The sequence below is a fragment of the Halomonas sp. KHS3 genome (assembly GCF_000830495.1).
GTDB classification, from domain to species: Bacteria; Pseudomonadota; Gammaproteobacteria; order Pseudomonadales; family Halomonadaceae; genus Vreelandella; species Vreelandella titanicae.
In genome coordinates this window covers 118,985-137,458 of sequence record NZ_JWHY01000002.1, presented here as the reverse complement: position 1 = coordinate 137,458, position 18,474 = coordinate 118,985, and the positions used below count along the sequence as shown (strand labels likewise).

Annotated in this window: 16 protein-coding genes and 1 pseudogene; 12 read left to right on the top strand and 5 right to left on the bottom strand. The window is 58.3% G+C overall.

The window, feature by feature from the left end; translation table 11 throughout:
- Positions 1 to 15: 15 nt before the first annotated feature.
- From fmt to RO22_RS02910, 6 genes and pseudogenes are all read left to right on the top strand, one after another.
- Positions 16 to 1,008, top strand: coding sequence for a methionyl-tRNA formyltransferase (gene fmt / locus RO22_RS02935; protein ID WP_009288389.1), 993 nt, complete (start codon positions 16 to 18; stop codon positions 1,006 to 1,008).
- Positions 1,005 to 2,339, top strand: coding sequence for a 16S rRNA (cytosine(967)-C(5))-methyltransferase RsmB (gene rsmB, locus RO22_RS02930; protein ID WP_041157560.1), 1,335 nt, complete (start codon positions 1,005 to 1,007; stop codon positions 2,337 to 2,339). Before fmt ends, rsmB begins: the two co-directional genes overlap by 4 nt.
- 50 nt (positions 2,340 to 2,389) lie before the next feature.
- Entirely contained in the window at positions 2,390 to 2,596 is a 207-nt protein-coding gene (locus RO22_RS02925) for a dodecin (protein ID WP_008959783.1), read from the top strand.
- Between the two features lie 155 nt (positions 2,597 to 2,751).
- Positions 2,752 to 4,205 (top strand): annotated as a pseudogene (gene trkA / locus RO22_RS02920) (Trk system potassium transporter TrkA).
- 52 nt (positions 4,206 to 4,257) lie between these two features.
- Positions 4,258 to 5,706, top strand: a complete 1,449-nt coding sequence (locus RO22_RS02915; protein WP_009288387.1) for a TrkH family potassium uptake protein — start codon at positions 4,258 to 4,260, stop codon at positions 5,704 to 5,706.
- Between the two features lie 44 nt (positions 5,707 to 5,750).
- Complete coding sequence (locus tag RO22_RS02910) at positions 5,751 to 7,025, top strand: TraB/GumN family protein (RefSeq protein ID WP_039860534.1); 1,275 nt, start codon at positions 5,751 to 5,753, stop codon at positions 7,023 to 7,025.
- Here RO22_RS02910 and RO22_RS02905 read toward each other — a convergent pair.
- Positions 6,960 to 7,760: a tRNA-uridine aminocarboxypropyltransferase gene (locus tag RO22_RS02905; protein ID WP_052475498.1), complete on the bottom strand. Its 801-nt coding sequence runs from the start codon at positions 7,758 to 7,760 to the stop codon at positions 6,960 to 6,962. The genes RO22_RS02910 and RO22_RS02905 overlap by 66 nt on opposite strands.
- 164 nt (positions 7,761 to 7,924) lie before the next feature.
- Here RO22_RS02905 and bioB point away from each other — a divergent pair, with 164 nt between their 5' ends.
- The 6 genes from bioB to bioA are packed head-to-tail and all read left to right on the top strand — an operon-like array spanning position 7,925 to position 13,618.
- Positions 7,925 to 9,004, top strand: a complete 1,080-nt coding sequence (gene bioB, locus RO22_RS02900; protein WP_041157559.1) for a biotin synthase BioB — start codon at positions 7,925 to 7,927, stop codon at positions 9,002 to 9,004.
- On the top strand, positions 8,997 to 10,154 hold the full coding sequence (gene bioF / locus RO22_RS02895; protein WP_041157558.1) for an 8-amino-7-oxononanoate synthase: 1,158 nt from the start codon (positions 8,997 to 8,999) through the stop codon (positions 10,152 to 10,154). The genes bioB and bioF overlap by 8 nt, the downstream gene beginning before the upstream one ends.
- Positions 10,136 to 10,882, top strand: coding sequence for an alpha/beta fold hydrolase (locus RO22_RS02890; protein ID WP_041157557.1), 747 nt, complete (start codon positions 10,136 to 10,138; stop codon positions 10,880 to 10,882). Before bioF ends, RO22_RS02890 begins: the two co-directional genes overlap by 19 nt.
- On the top strand, positions 10,879 to 11,661 hold the full coding sequence (gene bioC / locus RO22_RS02885; RefSeq protein ID WP_041157556.1) for a malonyl-ACP O-methyltransferase BioC: 783 nt from the start codon (positions 10,879 to 10,881) through the stop codon (positions 11,659 to 11,661). Before RO22_RS02890 ends, bioC begins: the two co-directional genes overlap by 4 nt.
- Positions 11,658 to 12,347: a dethiobiotin synthase gene (bioD, locus tag RO22_RS02880; RefSeq protein ID WP_041157555.1), complete on the top strand. Its 690-nt coding sequence runs from the start codon at positions 11,658 to 11,660 to the stop codon at positions 12,345 to 12,347. The genes bioC and bioD overlap by 4 nt, the downstream gene beginning before the upstream one ends.
- Positions 12,344 to 13,618 carry an adenosylmethionine--8-amino-7-oxononanoate transaminase gene (bioA, locus tag RO22_RS02875; protein WP_041157554.1) on the top strand — a complete coding sequence of 425 codons (1,275 nt, stop codon included), beginning with the start codon at positions 12,344 to 12,346 and terminating at the stop codon, positions 13,616 to 13,618. The genes bioD and bioA overlap by 4 nt, the downstream gene beginning before the upstream one ends.
- A gap of 186 nt (positions 13,619 to 13,804) precedes the next feature.
- Here the strand turns inward: bioA and RO22_RS02870 are convergent, their stop codons facing one another.
- The 4 genes from RO22_RS02870 to eat all read right to left on the bottom strand — a co-directional run bounded on the left by RO22_RS02870 (position 13,805) and on the right by eat (position 18,421).
- Positions 13,805 to 14,518 (bottom strand): SIR2 family NAD-dependent protein deacylase, encoded by a 714-nt coding sequence (locus RO22_RS02870; protein WP_022520106.1) that lies wholly within the window; start codon positions 14,516 to 14,518, stop codon positions 13,805 to 13,807.
- 43 nt (positions 14,519 to 14,561) lie between these two features.
- On the bottom strand, positions 14,562 to 16,322 hold the full coding sequence (gene aceK / locus RO22_RS02865; RefSeq protein ID WP_009288379.1) for a bifunctional isocitrate dehydrogenase kinase/phosphatase: 1,761 nt from the start codon (positions 16,320 to 16,322) through the stop codon (positions 14,562 to 14,564).
- 81 nt (positions 16,323 to 16,403) lie between these two features.
- The gene (locus RO22_RS02860) at positions 16,404 to 16,898 is read right to left on the bottom strand and encodes a CIA30 family protein (protein WP_022520108.1); all 495 of its coding nucleotides are present in this window, start codon (positions 16,896 to 16,898) and stop codon (positions 16,404 to 16,406) included.
- Between the two features lie 83 nt (positions 16,899 to 16,981).
- A complete protein-coding gene (eat, locus tag RO22_RS02855; protein WP_009288378.1) occupies positions 16,982 to 18,421 on the bottom strand; it encodes an ethanolamine permease in 1,440 nt (479 codons plus the stop codon).
- Between the last annotated feature and the right edge of the window lie 53 nt (positions 18,422 to 18,474).

Genomic DNA, 18,474 nt, shown 5'->3' with positions numbered 1-18,474 from the left:
GGTAGCCTTCTTTATATGTCACGATTGCGCGTTGTTTTTGCTGGCACGCCTGAATTCGCCGCCTCTAGCCTTGCCGCGCTGCTGGAAAGCCAGCACGAGGTGGTGGCGGTGTATACCCAACCCGACCGCCCCGCTGGCCGCGGCCGTAAGCTAACGCCCAGCCCGGTCAAACAGCTGGCTCTGGAACACAGCCTGCCTGTCTATCAGCCTCAGACGTTAAAGCAACCCGAGGCTCAAGCCGAGCTGGCCGCGCTCAATGCCGACATTATGGTCGTTGTGGCCTATGGACTGCTGCTTCCTCAGGCCGTGTTGGACATACCGCGTCTCGGCTGCGTTAACGTTCACGCTTCACTGCTGCCCCGCTGGCGCGGCGCTGCCCCCATACAGCGGGCGATCGAGGCGGGTGATAGCGTATCGGGTGTAACTATCATGCAGATGGATGCTGGCCTGGATACCGGGGCGATGCTCACGGAAGTGCGCACGCCCATTACGAACCGCACCACCGGCGGCGATTTGCACGACCGTCTCGCGATTCAAGGCGCCAATGCGTTGATCAACACGCTGGATGCCCTGGCCACCGGCACCGCGCATGCCACGCCTCAGCCCGAGGAAGGCGTCACCTATGCCGCCAAGCTGAGCAAAGCGGAAGCCGAGCTCGACTTTGCCCAGCCCGCCCAGCAGTTAGCCAGCAAAATTCGCGCTTTTAACCCCTGGCCAGTGGCTTGGTGCGCATTAGGCGATGATCGCCTGCGGCTGCTAATGGCGAACGTAGAAGAGGGCGATCAGCCAGCCTGCGAGCCCGGCATGCTACTAGACCACGGCGACGATCATCTGCGGATTGCCTGTGGGGAAAACGGCAGCGAGGTACTTTGTGTGACCAGCGCACAGCTGCCCGGCGGTAAAGCCATGGACGTGCGTGACTTACTCAATGCCCGCCACGCGCGCCTTGCTACCGGTACTCGTCTTGGTAAACCAGCGGCTCAGGCCAGCGAAGGAGAAACACCATGAGCCAAAAGCGCTCCCCCCAAGGCGGCAGTGGTCAGGAAGTCCGCGCCGCGGCGGCTCGCGCGCTGGCCCCGGTGCTCAGCGACCAAGGCTCACTGGCGGGGCTGGATGAGCACAGCGTGGTGGCTCGCGACCGCGGGCTGCTCAAAGAGCTCTGCTTTGGCACCTGCCGCCGCTTACCGCGTCTGGAAGCCTTAGCGGGCACATTACTTAAGCAACCGTTTAAAAAGCGCGACAGCGATGTTCAGGCGCTGCTGCTGCTGGGTATTTACCAGTTGTTGTACATGCGCATTCCAGCCCACGCGGCAGTAGGTGAAACCGCGGGCGCTGCGCGCTTGCTGAATAAGGAGTGGGCCACCCGCGTGTTAAATGGCTGTTTGCGGCGATTGCAGCGCGAATCCGAGGCGCTCCAGGCCCAAGTAGACCGGGATGAGAGCGTCGCGTTAGAACATCCACCCTGGCTACTTAACGCCTTGCGTCAGGCATGGCCAGAGCAGTGGCGGGCGATTGTCGAAGCCAACAACCAGTCAGGCCCGATGACGTTGAGAGTGAATCAGCACCACAACGATCGTGAAGCCTACCTGTCGCAGTTGACCGAGCAGGGGTTGAGTGGTCACCTGTGCCCCCACGCCCCAGACGCCATCACGCTGGAAACACCCTGCGATGTCACGGCGCTGCCTGGCTTCGAAGCGGGACATATTAGCGTTCAGGACGAGGCCGCCCAACTCTCGGCAGTACTGCTGGGGCCCGTGCTTGCGCCACGGCCAGGTGCACATGTTCTGGATGCTTGCTGCGCCCCCGGCGGCAAAACGGCCCATTTGCTCGAACTGTTCGACATCAATCTTACCGCTATCGATAGCGATAATCAGCGCCTGGCACGGGTGGAAGATACCCTTAGCCGACTAGGCGTAGAGGCCGTTCTCCAACACGCCGATGCGACCGAGCGCGACTGGTGGAGCGGCACGCCGTTTGATGCCATCCTGCTCGACGCCCCTTGCTCTGGCACCGGTGTTATCCGCCGTCACCCGGATATCAAGAAGCTGCGGCGCAAAGACGATATCCGGCCGCTGGCCAAGCTTCAACGTCAGCTGTTAGACAACCTTTGGCCGATGCTGCGCGAAGGCGGCACCCTGCTCTACGCCACCTGCTCGGTGCTTCCGGAAGAGAACAGTGAGCAGATTGAGGCATTTCTCGCCCGCACCCCTGACGCCCATGTCACCACGCCTAACGATGTTGCCTGGGGCATTTCCAGCGGCGCGGGTCGCCAGCTGTTTCCAGCCCAGAACAGTCACGATGGCTTTTTTTATGCCAGACTAGAGAAGCGCACTGCCTAGGCGTTCACTGATGCCGGGGGCAGTGATTTCATGACAAGGAAGGAGGTACTATGAGTCATCATACTTACAAGCACGTGGAACTGACCGGCTCTTCCGAGAAGGGCATTGAGGAAGCGGTTCAGAATGCACTGGCCAAGGCGTCAGAAACGATTAAGCACATGCGCTGGCTGGAAGTAGTCGATACCCGTGGCCATATTGAAGATGGCCAAGTGGCCCACTGGCAGGTCACGGTTAAAGTCGGCTTTACGCTAGAGTAATCCTCACCTGCTTTTCGACGGCGGCTGGTTTACACTGGCCGCCGTCTTTATTGCAACGCATGATAGACCGTTGCCTGACCTTGTCGGCATGTTCTTAAAAACAAGGCCTTAACGACATCGCGCGCTGGCGCTTTTAATGGAACCGATGCTCAGCAATGAAAATCATCATTCTCGGCGCCGGCCAGGTCGGCGGCACACTGGCTGAACACCTCGCCCGCGAGGAGAACGACATCACCGTCGTTGACACCGACGCCAAAAAACTGCGCGAGCTGCACACCAAAATCGATATCCGCACCGTCACTGGGGCAGGTTCCTACCCGATTGTGTTGCGTCAGGCTGGCTGCGAAGACGCCGATATGTTGATCGCTGTCACCAACAGCGACGAGATCAATATGATCGCCTGCCAGGTCGCCCACACGCTATTTCGCACCCCGACCAAGATTGCCCGTGTACGCGCCACCGCCTACTTGACCCGTAAAGGGCTCTTCGCCCACGAAGCGATTCCCATTGATGTACTCATCAGCCCAGAGCAGGTGGTGACCGACCATGTACGCCGCCTGATCGAACACCCAGGCGCCTTGCAGGTCTTGGAGTTTGCCGGTGGCCTGGTACAGCTGGTGGCGGTGAAAGCGTTCTACGGTGGCCCGCTGGTGGGCCAGGATTTGGCCTTTCTGCGCCGCCATATGCCCAACGTGGATACCCGGGTGGCGGCGATTTACCGCCGTAACCGCCCAATCATTCCCCGTGGCGATACGGTCATCGAGGCTGACGACGAGGTGTTCTTCCTCGCCGCCCGCCGGGATATTCGCGCAGTGATGAGCGAGCTGCGCCGGGTCGAGCGGGACTTCCGTCGGGTCGTGATCGCCGGGGGTGGCAATATCGGCGAGCGGCTGGCGGAGCATTTGGAGCATAGCCACCAGGTCAAGATCATCGAGCACAGCCTGGAGCGCTGCACCACCCTCTCCGAGCGACTGGATCGCACCGTGGTGCTCCACGGCAGTGCCACCAGCAAGCGCTTGCTGGAAGAGGAGAATATCGAAGAGTGCGATATCTTCTGCGCGCTGACCAACGACGACGAGGTCAATATCATGTCGTCGCTACTCGCCAAGCGTTTGGGGGCGAAGAAGGTGCTGACTGCGCGCTGACCAACGACGACGAGGTCAATATCATGTCGTCGCTACTCGCCAAGCGTTTGGGGGCGAAGAAGGTGCTGACGCTGATCAACAACGCCGCTTACGTGGATTTGGTGCAGGGGGGCGAGATCGATATCGCTATTTCTCCCCAGCAGGCGACCATCGGCAGCTTGCTCACCCACGTGCGTCGGGGTGATATCGTCAACGTTCACTCGCTGCGCCGGGGCGCCGCCGAGGCCATTGAAGCCATCGCCCACGGCGATAAGCAGTCCTCCAAGGTGGTCGGGCGTACCATCCGCGAGATCGACCTGCCCGAGGGCACCACCATCGGTGCGATTGTGCGCGGCAAGGAAGTCATTATCGCCCACGGCGACGTGATGGTTGAGAGCGGTGACCACGTGATTCTATTTGTGATCGACAAGCGCCGCATTCGCGATGTGGAGCGCCTGTTCCAAGTCGGCTTAACGTTCTTTTGATAACCCTCGAACCACGGCCACTGGCTGCTAATAACAGGAGCATGCGACAACCATGAGTCTGCGGGTTATTTTGCGCATTTTGGGGCTGCTGCTGATGCTCTTCAGCCTTACCATGCTCCCCCCAACGCTGATTTCACTCTGGTTTCGTGACGGCGTGTGGAGTGCCTTTATTAGCGGTATTGCGATTTCGGTGGTGACGGGATTACTGCTTTACCTTCCCAATCGACGCTCGCAAAAAGAGCTGCGTATCCGCGACGGCTTTATTATCGCCGCGATGTTCTGGACGGTGCTGGCGCTGTTCGGCTCACTGCCGCTGATGCTATTCGGCGAAGGTTCTCTCGGCGTCACCGATGCGGTATTTGAGTCGTTCTCCGGTTTAACCACTACCGGCGCCACGGTGATTACCGGCATCGATTTTCTACCCGAGTCGATTCTCTACTATCGCCAGCAGCTCCAGTGGCTGGGCGGCATGGGGATCGTCGTTTTGGCCGTCGCCATTTTGCCCACCCTCGGCGTGGGCGGTATGGCGCTGTATCGCACCGAGATTCCTGGGCCGCTGAAAGACTCCAAGCTCACACCACGCATCACCGAAACCGCCAAGGCGCTATGGTATATCTACGCCACGCTCACCCTGGCCTGCATGATCGCCTATATGTTAGCGGGCATGAGCTGGTTCGATGCCTTGAGCCATAGCTTTTCCACCGTCGCCATTGGTGGCTTCTCCACTCACGACGCCAGCATCGGCTATTTCGATAGCGCTACCATCGAGATGATATGCGTGGGTTTTATGTTGATTTCGGCGTTCAGCTTTAGCCTACACTTTATCGCTTGGCGTGAAAAAAGCCTGATGCACTACTTTCACGACCCCGAAGCGCGCTTTTTGATGCTATTTCTACTCGCGCTGTCCGTGGTCACCGTGCTCTCTCTGTGGTTAACCGACACCTACGACACCGCGCGCGGTCTGAGACACGGGGTTTTCCAAGTCGTGTCGGTGGCCACCACCGCGGGCTTCAGCGTTGCCGACTTCTCCATGTGGCCCGGCGCCCTGCCCTTTTTACTGTTTGTGGCAGCCTTTGTTGGCGGCTGTTCCGGCTCTACCGGTGGCGGCATGAAGGTGATAAGGATCATTCTGATCCTCAAGCAGGGCATGCGTGAAATCATGCGATTGATCCACCCCAATGCGGTGATTGCGGTCAAAGTAGGTAAAGTCAGTGTCCCCGACAGCATTGCTCAAGCGGTATGGGGGTTCTTTTCAGTCTACGTGATGCTGTTCTTTTTAATGCTAGTGGGCGTCATGGCGACCGGGGTTGATCAGGTCACAGCCTGGTCGACGGTGGGCTCGGCCCTCAACAATCTCGGCCCTGCACTGGGTGAATCCCACACTCACTATGGCGACATGCCTAGCTTGGCGAAATGGATACTGGTCATGGCTATGCTGCTCGGTCGCCTGGAAATTTTTACGGTACTGGTGCTGTTTACCCCCGCTTTCTGGCGGCGTTAAGCGCTTCACGCCTGCCCCCTTATTGATCGATTTGAGAGCTGTTAATGAACCACGAAGATACATCTCACGACGAAACGCCCAACGCAGAAGCGGGGTCGCTGGCTGAAACACCGACTTCGCTGCCAGCCACCAGCGGGCCGTTAAAAACAATCACTGTCGGTGAAACCCGCTACACGCTGCTGGGCACGGCCCATGTGTCGGCGGAAAGTGCCGACGACGTGCATGCGCTGTTAGCAAGCGGCGCCTTTGATGCAGTGGCCATTGAGTTATGTGACGCCCGCCACCACAGCATGTCCAACCCGGATGCAATGGGCGAGCAGGATCTGTTCCAAGTCTTTAAACAAGGTAAAGCGGGCATGGTGGCCGCAAGCCTGGCGCTGGGCGCCTTTCAGCAACGGATTGCCGATCAATCCGGCATTCAGCCGGGGGCCGAAATGCGTGCGGCAGTTGAGGAAGCTAACCGACTGAAACTGCCGCTGTTGCTGGTTGACCGCGATGTCGGCGTAACGCTGAAACGCATTTACAGCAATGTGCCCTGGTGGCAGCGCTTCTCGCTGTTTTCAGGCCTGCTTGGCAGCGTGTTATCGCGTCAGGATGTCTCCAAAGAGGACATCGAAAAGCTCAAAGAGGGCGATATGCTGGAGGCCACCTTCAGCGAGTTTGCCGCCGAATCCGAAGCGCTCTATACACCGTTGATTCGCGAGCGCGACCGCTATATGGCACTGCGTTTGGCCGAAGACGCGCCGCCGGGGCGCTACCAGCACGTGTTAGTGGTGCTCGGCGCAGGCCACCTCAAAGGTACCGGCGAACATCTTGAAGCCCCGCTACCCGCGGAGCCAAAAGTAGAGCGCGAATCGCTGGAAGCCACCCCGCCACCGTCCAAGCTTTGGAAAGCGCTGCCGTGGCTGATTACCGCGTTGGTGCTTACCGGCTTTGCGATTGGCTTTTCACGCAACACCGACCTTGGCTGGCAACTGGTGCTTGAGTGGTTCTTGATTAACGGTATTCTCTCTGGCGGTGCGACGATTATCGCCATGGCGCACCCGGTGACCGTGATTGCCACCTTCTTTGCCGCGCCGCTCACCTCGCTGAACCCCACCATCGGCGCTGGCTTTGTGGCCGCTGGGGTTGAGCTCTTTATGCGCAAACCCAAAGTGCGCGATTTTTCATCGCTACGCCACGATGTAACGCAGTTGAAAGGCTGGTGGAAAAACCGTGTATCGCGCACCCTGCTGGTGTTTATTCTCGCCACGCTAGGCTCCGCGGTGGGCACCTGGGTGGCCGGATTCAGAATCGCCGGTGCTCTGTTTGGCGGCTAGGCGCCGCATCGCTGCAGTAGGCGGGTCGATTTTGTGATGCAATCGGCTCGCCGCATAACTATCGTTAAACACCTCAAAGTAGTCATCCAGCACGTCCGCAGCAACCGTATCCCCGCCCTGGCGCAGCAGCTCGATAGCCACTTCCGCAGTACAAAGGTGCGATTTTGACGCCGGTTTGCGCAGCCGGTAGCGCGTCTCACGCTCGGTTCTCAATGGCAGCACAGGCAAAGCATCCAGATAAGCGCTTTTACGGAACATACGCCGCGCCTGACGCCAAGTGCCATCCAGAATGATAAACACCGGAATACGCGCCTGCTCTTTCACCGTGTGAACCGCTTCGATACCCACCACACGATCCGCGTAGTCGGGCTGATCATCGGGAAAGATCACAAAGGGCGCGTAACGCGGGTCTTTCAACAACGCCGCTAGCTGGGCATCCGGCGCCGTGCGGTACCAGCTAAATACCTGAGTCGTTGAGATCACATCGCGAATCAAACGGCCGGTATTGGTCGGCTTAAAGTGCTCAAGCGGGTGGGTCAATAACCACACCTGAGCATGGCTCTCCGCCTTCACCTGATAGGGGCACAGGCAATTCAGTACGGGGAGCTGACAGTTATCGCAGCGGGTGACAAAACTGCCCCGCGCCTTGAACTCGCGCCGCGGCGGACGCGGATGTTCAGCGGCTGAATCATGATTCACAGAGCTCTCGTCAACAGAGCTATCAACATCAGACATCCACGCTCCAGAATGTGAAAAAGGGCGCAGAGTATAAATGAGCGCATCATCTTTTGACGAATGTTTCCACCACCACCGTAAACCTAAAAAATCTCCAACGTTGACACCCAAAGCGCAACGCCGCTAAAGTCTCGTCAACTATTAAAGGTAAAAAGGTTTACACCATGACCGTGCATCACGAACAGCTTCTTCATGCGCAGCGCCACGACTGGACGCTGGATGAGATCAACGCGCTTTTCGCGCTGCCGTTCAATGACCTGCTGTTTCAAGCCCAGCAGGTTCACCGTGCCCACTTCGATGCTAACGCGGTGCAGGTCTCTACCCTGCTGTCGATCAAGACCGGCGCCTGCCCCGAAGACTGCAAATACTGTCCCCAATCCGGCCACTACAACACTCAGCTGGAAAAAGAGAAGCTGCTGGAAATTGAAAAGGTCGTCGAACAAGCCAAGGCAGCGAAAGAGGCAGGTGCCAGCCGTTTTTGCATGGGCGCCGCCTGGCGAAGCCCGCGGGATAAAGATCTACTGCTGGTCGAAGAGATGGTTCGTCAGGTGAAAGCCGTGGGCCTTGAAACCTGCATGACGCTGGGGATGGTCGACGGCGAACAGGCCAGTCGATTGGCCACGGCAGGGCTCGATTACTACAACCACAACCTGGATACCTCGCCGGAGTTCTACGGCGAGGTCATTACCACCCGCACCTACAGCGACCGGCTGGAAACGCTCTCCAACGTGCGCGATGCGGGCATGAAGGTCTGCTCTGGCGGGATTCTCGGCATGGGTGAAGATGCCAAAGACCGTAGCGCCCTGTTGCAACAGCTGGCCAAGCTCTCCCCACACCCTGAATCCGTGCCGATCAATATGCTGGTGAAAGTGCCCGGCACACCGCTGGAAAATGTTGAAGATTTAGACCCCATCGAGTTCATACGCGCCATTGCGGTCGCCCGCATTCTGATGCCGCAAAGCCATGTACGGCTCTCCGCTGGCCGTGAGCAGATGAACGAATCGACCCAGGCGCTGGCGTTTTTGGCCGGTGCCAACTCGATCTTCTATGGCGACAAACTGCTGACCACTGGCAACCCCCAAGTGGATCGTGACCGTGCCCTGTTTGCCAAGCTGGGCCTGCACCCTGAGAAGCGCGAGACCTGCGAAAGCGAAGATACTCAAGCAGCACGCCTTGCCCAACAGGCACAGCAGCAGGTGCACGCCGAAAGGGTTGCCGAGCTGGCGGTAGACGCCAGTGTCTGAAGCGTGGCAACAGCGTCTGGCCGACGCCCGCGCTCATCGTCAACAGACGGAGCGCTGGCGAACTCGTCAGGTAGCCAAAAACAATACCCTCGACTTTGCAGGTAACGACTACCTGGGCCTCACCCTAGACCCTCGCGTGTGTGAAGCCCAGGCGGAAGGCGCGCGCCAGTTTGGCGCGGGTGCAGGTGCTTCGCACTTGGTCAGCGGTCATCTAGAGATTCACGACGCTCTGGAAGAAGCGTTAGCACGCTGGACAGGCCGCGAACGTGCGCTGCTGTTTTCTACCGGTTATATGGCCAATCTCGGCGTGCTGCAAGCGCTGGCAGATCGCCATACCGCTATTTTCCAGGATCGCCTCAACCACGCATCGCTAATTGATGGCGCCGCGTTAAGCGGTGCCCGCTCGCGGCGCTTTCATCACCGCGATGCCATTGATCTGGAAAACCTGCTGGCGCGCAGTGAGTGCGCGCACAAGCTCGTGGTCAGCGATGGCGTTTTCAGTATGGATGGCGATATCGCCGACATTGCCACGCTTGTCGAAGTCAGTCAGCAGCACAGCGCCTGGCTGATGATAGATGATGCCCACGGCGTAGGCGTGCTAGGCGACAATGCCAGCGGCTGCGTGGGCAGCACCTGGAATAGTACGGACGTGCCGATTCTTGTCGGCACGTTAGGAAAAGCATTAGGCACCGCCGGGGCGTTTGTTGCTGGTGATACCGAGTTAATCGATCACCTGATCCAGTTTTCACGCAGCTATGTCTATACCACCGCCCAGCCGCCGGCCATCGCCGCCGCAACTTTAAAAGCGTTGGAGATCGTTCAGGGAGAACCGGAACGCCGCGCCCAGCTAAACGCCAATATCGCTTACTTTCGCAATGAGGCGCTGCACCTGGGGCTACCTCTCAGCGATTCGGCCACCCCCATTCAGCCGCTGATCCTGGGGGAGGAAGCGCGCACCCTAAGTTGGGCAGTACAGCTCCAGCAAAAGGGGATCCAAGTGGGGGCGATTAGACCGCCAACGGTGCCCAAGGGTGAAGCCCGTCTGCGGGTGACGTTAAGCGCTCGCCATCAGCACGACGATATTGACCAGCTATTAGCCGCGCTCCACCACTGCCAGCACCAAGAGGCGTTATGCAGCCCCTGCGCTTAATCCTGCTCTCCGGCTGGGGAATCGGCCAGCGTATTTGGCAGCCGCTTGAGGCGCACTGGCCCGCCTGCCTAGCTGCCCAGGCGGTGGATTGGCCCGGCTATGGCGATACGCCGCCGCTTGAGGCCAACGCGGCGCTGCAAGAGTTGGCCGACACTATGGCCGAGCCGTTAGCCAGCGATGCGGTCTGGGTCGGCTGGTCATTGGGTGGGCTACTTGCTACGGCGCTACTGGCATATCTTCCCCCACCTCGGGGCCTGATTCTGCTCGGTGCGGGGGAGACGTTCTGTGTCAAAGGCAAGGCCAGCGCCCAAGGTGGCGTCACTAGCGCCGAGCTGAGCGCCTTCCAACGCGCCTTTCAACGCGACCCCACCGCGACCTGGCAACACTTTTTGCGCTGGCAGACCCAAGGTGAGCCCGGCCCCCGGCAAGTTCACCGGCAACTGCGTGATTTATTGGGCGATACACCGCCTGCCGACAGCCCCACCTTGGCTACCGGCCTACACTGGCTGGCAACCATTGATAATCGCCCACGCCTAGCGGCGCCCCCTTGCCCAGTGGTACGTCTCATCGGCGACCATGATCCACTCATCAGCCCCGCCCAGCGCCGCGTAAGCAAGCCCCTAAGCGATGTCGGCCACTGCCCGATGCTCTCGCAGCCCCAGGCACTCGCAGCAACGATTGGCCATCATGCCAGACAGATGACTGACATCAGTACGGCGGTTTTATGAACGATCTAACGCTGAAGGCTGAGGTTAACTGGCAGGCACGGGTCGCCCACGCTTTCTCCCGGGCCGCTCCCCGCTACGATGCGTTAGCCACAGCACAACGCCACATAGGCGAGAAGCTTTGGGGTTCGTTACCTCCACACGCTTTTAACGTGTTGGATATGGGGTGTGGTACCGGCTACTGGACACAGCGGTTGGCTGAACGTTACCCGAATGCTCGTATAACGGGGTTAGATTTAGCCCCCGGCATGCTGGAACAGGCCCGCCAGCACCACGGTGAAAGCATTCATTGGCAACCGGGAGACGCCGCGGCACTGCCGTTTGGTAAGCATGCATTTGATCTGGTGTTTTCCAACCTGGCGGTGCAGTGGTGCCCCGACATTGGCGCGGTGATGGCTGAGCTTTACCGGGCTCTCACGCCCGGTGGGCAGGCGCATATTACGACGCTGCTGCCAGGAACGTTGAAAGAAGTTGCCCATGCCTGGCAGAGACCCGAAGCGCTGCTGCAAACGCCTGATCGCGCCAGCGTCGAGAGAGCCATCGGCGAAAGCGGCTTAACCATCACCCGGCAGACGGCCACCGTTGAGCGCTTCTATTACCCTGACTTGAAGGCGGTAATGGCGTCCATCAAAGGTGTCGGCGCCCAGATTGCCCGGCCACAAGCCAGCCTTAGTCGAAATGACATCGCCGCCGCACAAGCGCGCTTTGAACAACTCCGCCAACCGGAAGGCCTACCCGTGAGTTACCACTGCTTAACGCTGCAATTGGAAAAATCGCTATGAACGTCTGGTTTGTGACTGGCACCGATACCGATGCGGGTAAAACATTGGTGACCAGCGGATTGCTATATACCGCCCGCCAACAGCAGTTGAGCACGCTGGGCTTGAAACCTATCGCCTCCGGCAGCCAAGCGACGCCTGAAGGCCTGCAAAATAGTGATGCTCTCGCCCTTCAGCATCAAAGCGTGCCGCCGGTCGACTACGCCACGGTGAATCCCATCGCCTTTGCCCCCGCCATTGCGCCTCACCTCGCTGCGTTAGAGGCGGGTCAGCCGCTTGAGATTAGCACCATCGTTAGCTTGCTGCGCGAAACGCTTAGCCAAACACCCAGAGACATCACTCTGATTGAAGGCGCCGGCGGCTGGCGCGTACCGTTAAACGAACAGGAAGATTTTGCCGACCTGGCGATGGCGCTTGAGCTACCGGTGATTCTGGTGGTTGGCCTAAAGCTGGGCTGCTTGAATCATGCCCGCTTAACCGCAGAAGCCATTCGCGCCGACGGCTTGGTATTAGCCGGCTGGGCAGGCAGCGTGGTAGACCCCGCTTTTGCGGCTGACACAGCCCGCTTTGAGGCCAATATTGCCCATCTAAACGCCAAGCTGACGGCTCCCTGTTTAGGCATTATTCCCCATCTAGATGCCCCCAGTGCCGCGACTGCCGCCCCCTTCCTATCCCTGGAGCCGTTATGAACACGCCGGTTTGGCATCCTTATGCACACCTAAAAACCCAGACACCCGCCCCCAAGGTAGTCGGCGGCGACGGCGTTCACTTTGTGCTTGAGAGCGGCGAACACCTGCTGGACGCCACCTGCTCCTGGTGGTGCATGATCCACGGTTACGGCCACCCGCGCTTGGTGGCGGCCATTCGCGAACAGGCAGGCGAGCTGTGCCACGTGATGCTTGGCGGCTTGACGCATAAGCCCGCCGATCAATTAGCTCGTGAACTGGTGCGCATTACCCCCGCCGGGCTGAACCACGTTTTCTATTCAGACAGTGGTTCGGTGGGCATGGAAGTGGCGATGAAAATGGCCCTCCAGTACCAGGTGCTCACCGGCAACCCCGGTAAGCACAAGATGCTCTCGCTGATGAAGGCCTACCACGGTGACACCACCGGCTGCATGGCAGTGTGCGACCCTGAAGAAGGCATGCACAGTCTGTTCGCCAGCCTACTGCCCCAGCACCATTTTGCTCCGGCCCCCACGGCCCCTTTTGATGCCACCGCTGAACAGGTCGAGCACGACCTTAGCGCCCTGCGTAGCGTACTTGAGCGCCACCATGATGAGATCGCCGCGCTGTTGATGGAACCACTTTTACAAGCAGCTGGCGGGCTCAATATGACCTCGCCGGACTATGTTACTGGCGCCAGGGAACTGTGCGATGAGTTTGGGGTGCTGCTAATTTTTGACGAAGTCGCCACCGGCTTTGGCCGCACCGGTAAGCTGTTTGCCGCTGACCACGCAGGCGTCACGCCGGATATTATGGTGCTCTCCAAAGGCTTGACCGGCGGCTATTTGGGTCACGCCGCAACGCTCGCCACGGATCGTGTCCACGACGCCTTTATCGGCGATACACCCCAGCACGCCTTTATGCACGGGCCTACCTTTATGGGCAACCCGTTGGCCTGCAGGGTGGCGCTGGAAAGCCTGCGCGTCTTCGAGGAAGAGAATTATCTAGGTAAGATTGCGAAGCTCAGCCAGCAGCTGCAGCGTGAGCTACTTGAAGACCAAGCGCTGAATACACATCCGGCAGTGGCCGACGTTCGAGTCCTTGGCGCCACCGCGGTGATCGAAGCGCACTCCGCCGAGGTGCTAAAAGGCGTAGGAGACTTCGCCCGCGAGCGCGGCGTGTGGCTGCGCCCCATTGGCCGCTGGCTGTATACCATGCCCGCCTACATTACTTCTGAAGCGGAAATTAGCCAGATTACCGATGTAATGAAGGCGTGGTTCTTAAGGCCTCAATAAAGCCACAATGATTACTAAACACGAGATCGGGATCAGCCTGTAGCGGGGGTCTTTTGTCATGACCGGAAAATGTTCCCAACAATTCCGGCATTTCCGCCATCCATGGCGGTCAGATGACAAAAGTAGCGCCCATGGACGGGTTTACAGCGCCCCCGCAGAAGGCTGTGCCGATCCAGTCTCGAACTTTCAAGACAACAACAAACTACCCTGCTGCTTCCAGCGATTGACCAGCGCTGGAACGCCTTCTCCGGCGGTGGTGTTAATCGCCAGCACTCCCGGTGGGCTGAGCATATCCGCCTCCGGGTCGACCAGTGCGCAGGGCGTGTCGTAGTCAATGTACGAGAGCAGCGAAGCGGCGGGCATGACGGCCAGCGACGTGCCAACGACCAGTAGAAAGTCAGCCTGGCTAACAAGGTCACAGGCCTCCGCAAACAGCGGCACCGACTCGCCAAACCAGACCACGTCGGGTCGCAGTTGGCTGCCCTTGTCGCACACATTGCCTAGTTCGATGCCGCCTTTCGGCAGCGGGTAGCGCATGCGCTCATCGATTGACGAACGTGCTTTTAAAATCTCGCCGTGTAGATGTAATACATGGCGGGAGCCTGCACGCTCATGAAGGTCATCAATATTCTGGGTAATGATACTGACGCTAAAGCCGTCTTGCTCCAGGGCAGCTAGCGCCTTGTGCGCCGCGTTGGGCTTGGCACGACGGATCTGATCACGTCGTTGATTGTAAAAATCCAGCACTTGCTGCGGGTCACGTTGCCACGCCTCGGGAGTGGCAACATCCTCGACAGGATGGTTTTCCCATAGGCCGTCGCTGGCACGGAAGGTCTTGATACCACTCTCAGCACTAATCCCCGAGCCGGTAAACACCACCAAATGCGGGCTTGCTGCCATGATGACCTCGTTGTTTATGTTTCACTGTTTCTTAAGTAAGACACTAATATACTAGCTGGCCAATACTGCCCGCAAAACGCTGCTTATTGCGGTAAGGATAAACGTCGATGACACGGCCATCGATGATCGCCTGCTGCAGTTCCAGCCAGTAATCCGGGTCAAATAGCTCGGGGTGCTGCGCCATGAACATGTCGCGTAGGATCTTATTAGCGAACATAAAAGGCCCAAACTCCTCAGGAAAAATATCGTTAGGGCCGATAGATAACGTATCACCCCCCTGGAAGTCATTGCCCTGGGATTTGGGTATATGCCGAAAACGGCACTCGGTGAGGTAGCAAACTTCATCGTAGTCGTAGAAGATCACCCTTCCATGGCGTGTCACGCCAAAATTTTTCAGCAGCATATCGCCAGGAAAGATGTTCGCCGCGGCCATTTGCTTAATGGCATTGCCGTAATCCTTAAGCACCGTCTCCTTCTCTTGGTCGCTGCACTGTTCCAGGTAGATGTTCAGCGGCGTCATCATCCGCTCGGTATAGCAGTGCTTGATAATCACCTTATCGTCTTTCAACACAACGGTTGAGGGAGCCACTTCCAGTAAGTGCTCCAGGCACTCCGGCGCAAAATGATCCTGGCGGACAATAAAATTGGAGAATTCTTGAGTATCGGCCATGCGCCCTACCCGGTCATGACGTTTCACTAGCCGATACTTTTCTCGCACTACGGCGTGGGTCACGTCTTTGGCCGGGTCGAATTTATCTTTAATGATTTTAAAGACGGTGCGAAAGCTAGGCAGTACAAAAACCGCCATCACCATGCCGCGCACGCCTGGGGCGATAATAAACTGATCCTCGCGCTTCGCCACCTGACGATTCAGTGCCCGGAAAAACTCGGTTTTACCATGTTTGAAGAAGCCGATGGCAGCGTAGAGTTCGCCTTCCGGTTTGTGCGGCATCAGCTGCTGCAGGTAATCGACAAACTCCCTGGGTACCGCTACCTCAACTTGGAAGTAGGCGCGGGTGAAGGAGAAAATAATCGACACCTCGTCGGTTTCGATCAGTACCGTATCCAGGTGTAGGCAAGGGTCGCCCCCCTGCTGCTCACCAAACCCTTCGCCATGGAGTACCGGCAGCACCAGCGGCACCTGCTCGCCGCCGCCCAGGATTCGCCCCACCAAATAGGCGCCTTTATTGCGATAAAAGACGCTATTCAGCAACTCGATTTCAGCATCACCGGCGTTCAAAATCGCCGTGGGTAAGTGCTGCTGTAAGAAGGTGGCGCCGAGATGAGTATCCTGATCTATTTCCGCAAAGCGATTTTCGAAGGGGGCATCGATAAGTGCCCATTTGAGGGCAGCCTGCCAGTCGCCATTAACCTGTTTGCGACGGCATAGGTCAATTCCCGAGCGGTGGGCGGCATCTTCCCGGGAGCTATACACAAACATCCAGTCGTTGCGGATATGGCGATGATGGAAAATAGCGCAGAACAGCGAGTTAAAGAAGGTTTCAGCGAGCTCATAATCGAGTCGGTGGCTGATCAACTCAGCGTAGTGGTTGCGCGCCTCGCGCCAGCACTCGCAGTGAGACACCACCTCGGGATCAAAGGTACGCTTTAAGCGCCCCAGAGTGTCATCAATCTTTTCCTTATAGAGATTGATGCGCTCGGCGGATGCCTGCTGCGTTTCGCGCCACGCCGCGTCACGGAAACGACGGCTGGCATCGGCGGTAATTTCCTTAAAACGTGCACGGTACTCATCAAAGCCATGCAAAATCGTCGTCGCTAAGCGGTACGCAGGCGAGTGCTTCACGGGCTGGGCTCCTGTTGATTTGCGCTAGCGTTGCCTAACGGCAAACTACATGCGAGACGACCTTGGTTGGGTAGCCCCAGTTTAGCGCACTGCCGCAATACGTTTGAGCCGTAAGCAAAAAGGCCCCGCAGTGCGGTCAGCGATTAAAAAGCCAAGTTGGTGAATCTCGCTTGGCGTTACTGCCGGGGCGTCACTCAATAGCGTTCCCCGCCTCACCGCTTCAAAAGCATCCCATGAGAAGTACAGCGTCTCCCAGGCATCTTGAGAAGGCGTAAATTTCACTCGGTACGCTGAGGCATTGCCAAGGGAGGTGCTTTTCAAGCGCAGTTGATAGGTACGTCCGTCGCCCCGCACGGTCAGCTCTATGCCCTGGGCATCCGCTAGCGTTGGCTCGAACCCATTGGGCTCGCGGCGAACGGAGGCAAAGCCACCACCGTTTTCAAGCGACACCTCGCCCTGAAAGCGACCTACGCCATCGGTAACGCAAAAACCACTCTTTGAAACGCCACCCATCACGCCATCATCAACGGAGTACCAGCGCTGCTGCTCACTGGGACTATCAAATGTCAACGCCATGACGACTCCTTATCATTAGCCAAAAAAGCCTCTTTGCCGCTGGGCAAAGAGGCTTGTTCAGCCTAGGCGATTAGTCTTGTGAATTACAGCTTCGCTGTCGTGACCACAGGATCTGAGTCAATATCATCCAGATCTTCAGGGGACGCGACCACCAACGCAAACTCCTCCTCGGCGGTTTTCGCTACGAGGTGATTCTTGCTGTAGAGGAAGAAGTAGGCTGCGCCAACAATGAACAGCACGATAGTGTAGTTAAAGGCGCGTGGGTCGAAGGCGTATACCCCGGTGAGCGCAACCAGGGAAAGCACCAGTGCAATCCCCGAGGTAACGACACCGCCAGGCGTTTTATACGGACGCGGCAGGTCGGGTTGTTTTACCCGCAGTAGAATATGGCTGAGTGCCATGAGCGCATAAGAGATCGTCGCACCGACCACGGCCATGCCCAGCATCAGGTCGCCTTCACCGCTCAACGACACCAGAAAGCCAAACACGCCGGGCACGATCAGGGCAAGATAAGGCACTTTACGGCCACTGGTCAGCGACAGCGCCTTGGGGAGGTACCCCGCCCGTGAAAGCGCAAAGACCAACCGGCTATAGCCGTAGATGATCGAAAAGAAGGAAGCAATCAGCCCCGCCAGGCCCAGCACGTTCACCACGGTTGCCAAGGTCGGATTGCCCGCTGCATTCAGCGCATCCACCAGCGGCACGCCGCTTTGACCGATCATCTCGGCGCCCGCGGCACCGGCCAGCAGCACCACGACCAACAGCGCTGTGAAGAGCAGGAACAACATCGCGCCGATGATGCCTCTGGGCATGTCCCGGGCAGGATCTTTAGCCTCTTCGGCCGCAAGCGGTACGCCTTCTACCGCCAGGAACAGCCACATACCAAAGGGTAGTGCCGCCCAGACGCCGTACCAACCAAACGGCATAAAGGTGCTCGCACCTGCCGCATCGGTGGGAGCAATATCAAACAGGTTGGCGGCATCAAAATCACCGATCAGTGCGACGGCGGTGGCCAGGATGGCAAACACTGCCAAGCCACTGATGACCATCATGACTTTTAGCGCTTCCCCCACACCCGCCAGGTGAATACCGATGAACAGCGCGTAGAAAATGAGGTAGACCAGCGGGCCGTTGATACCCAGCAACGACTCTACGGCGGCGCCAATGAAGATCACAATGGCCGCTGGCGCCAGGGCATACTCGATCAATACGGCCAACCCGGTCAGATAGCCGCCAGCAGGCCCCATTGCCTGGCGGGCAAAGCTGTATCCGCCCCCAGCCGCGGGTATCGCCGCCGACATTTCGGCAAGTGACAGCACCAGCGCCAGATACATTAACGCCATTAGACACGCGGCTATCGCAAAGCCACCCCAGCCAGCTTCAGCAATACCAAAGTTCCACCCGGCGAAATCACCGGAAATTACGTAGGAAACCCCGAGGCCCGCCAGCAGCATCCAGCCAGCGGTGCCTTTGCGCAGTTGGCGTTTTGCCAGGTACGCTTGATCTATCGTTGGTTGTGTCATCGTTTTGCCCTTTCAGTGTGGAACGAAATCGTCGTCAGCGGCGTGCTGTGGTT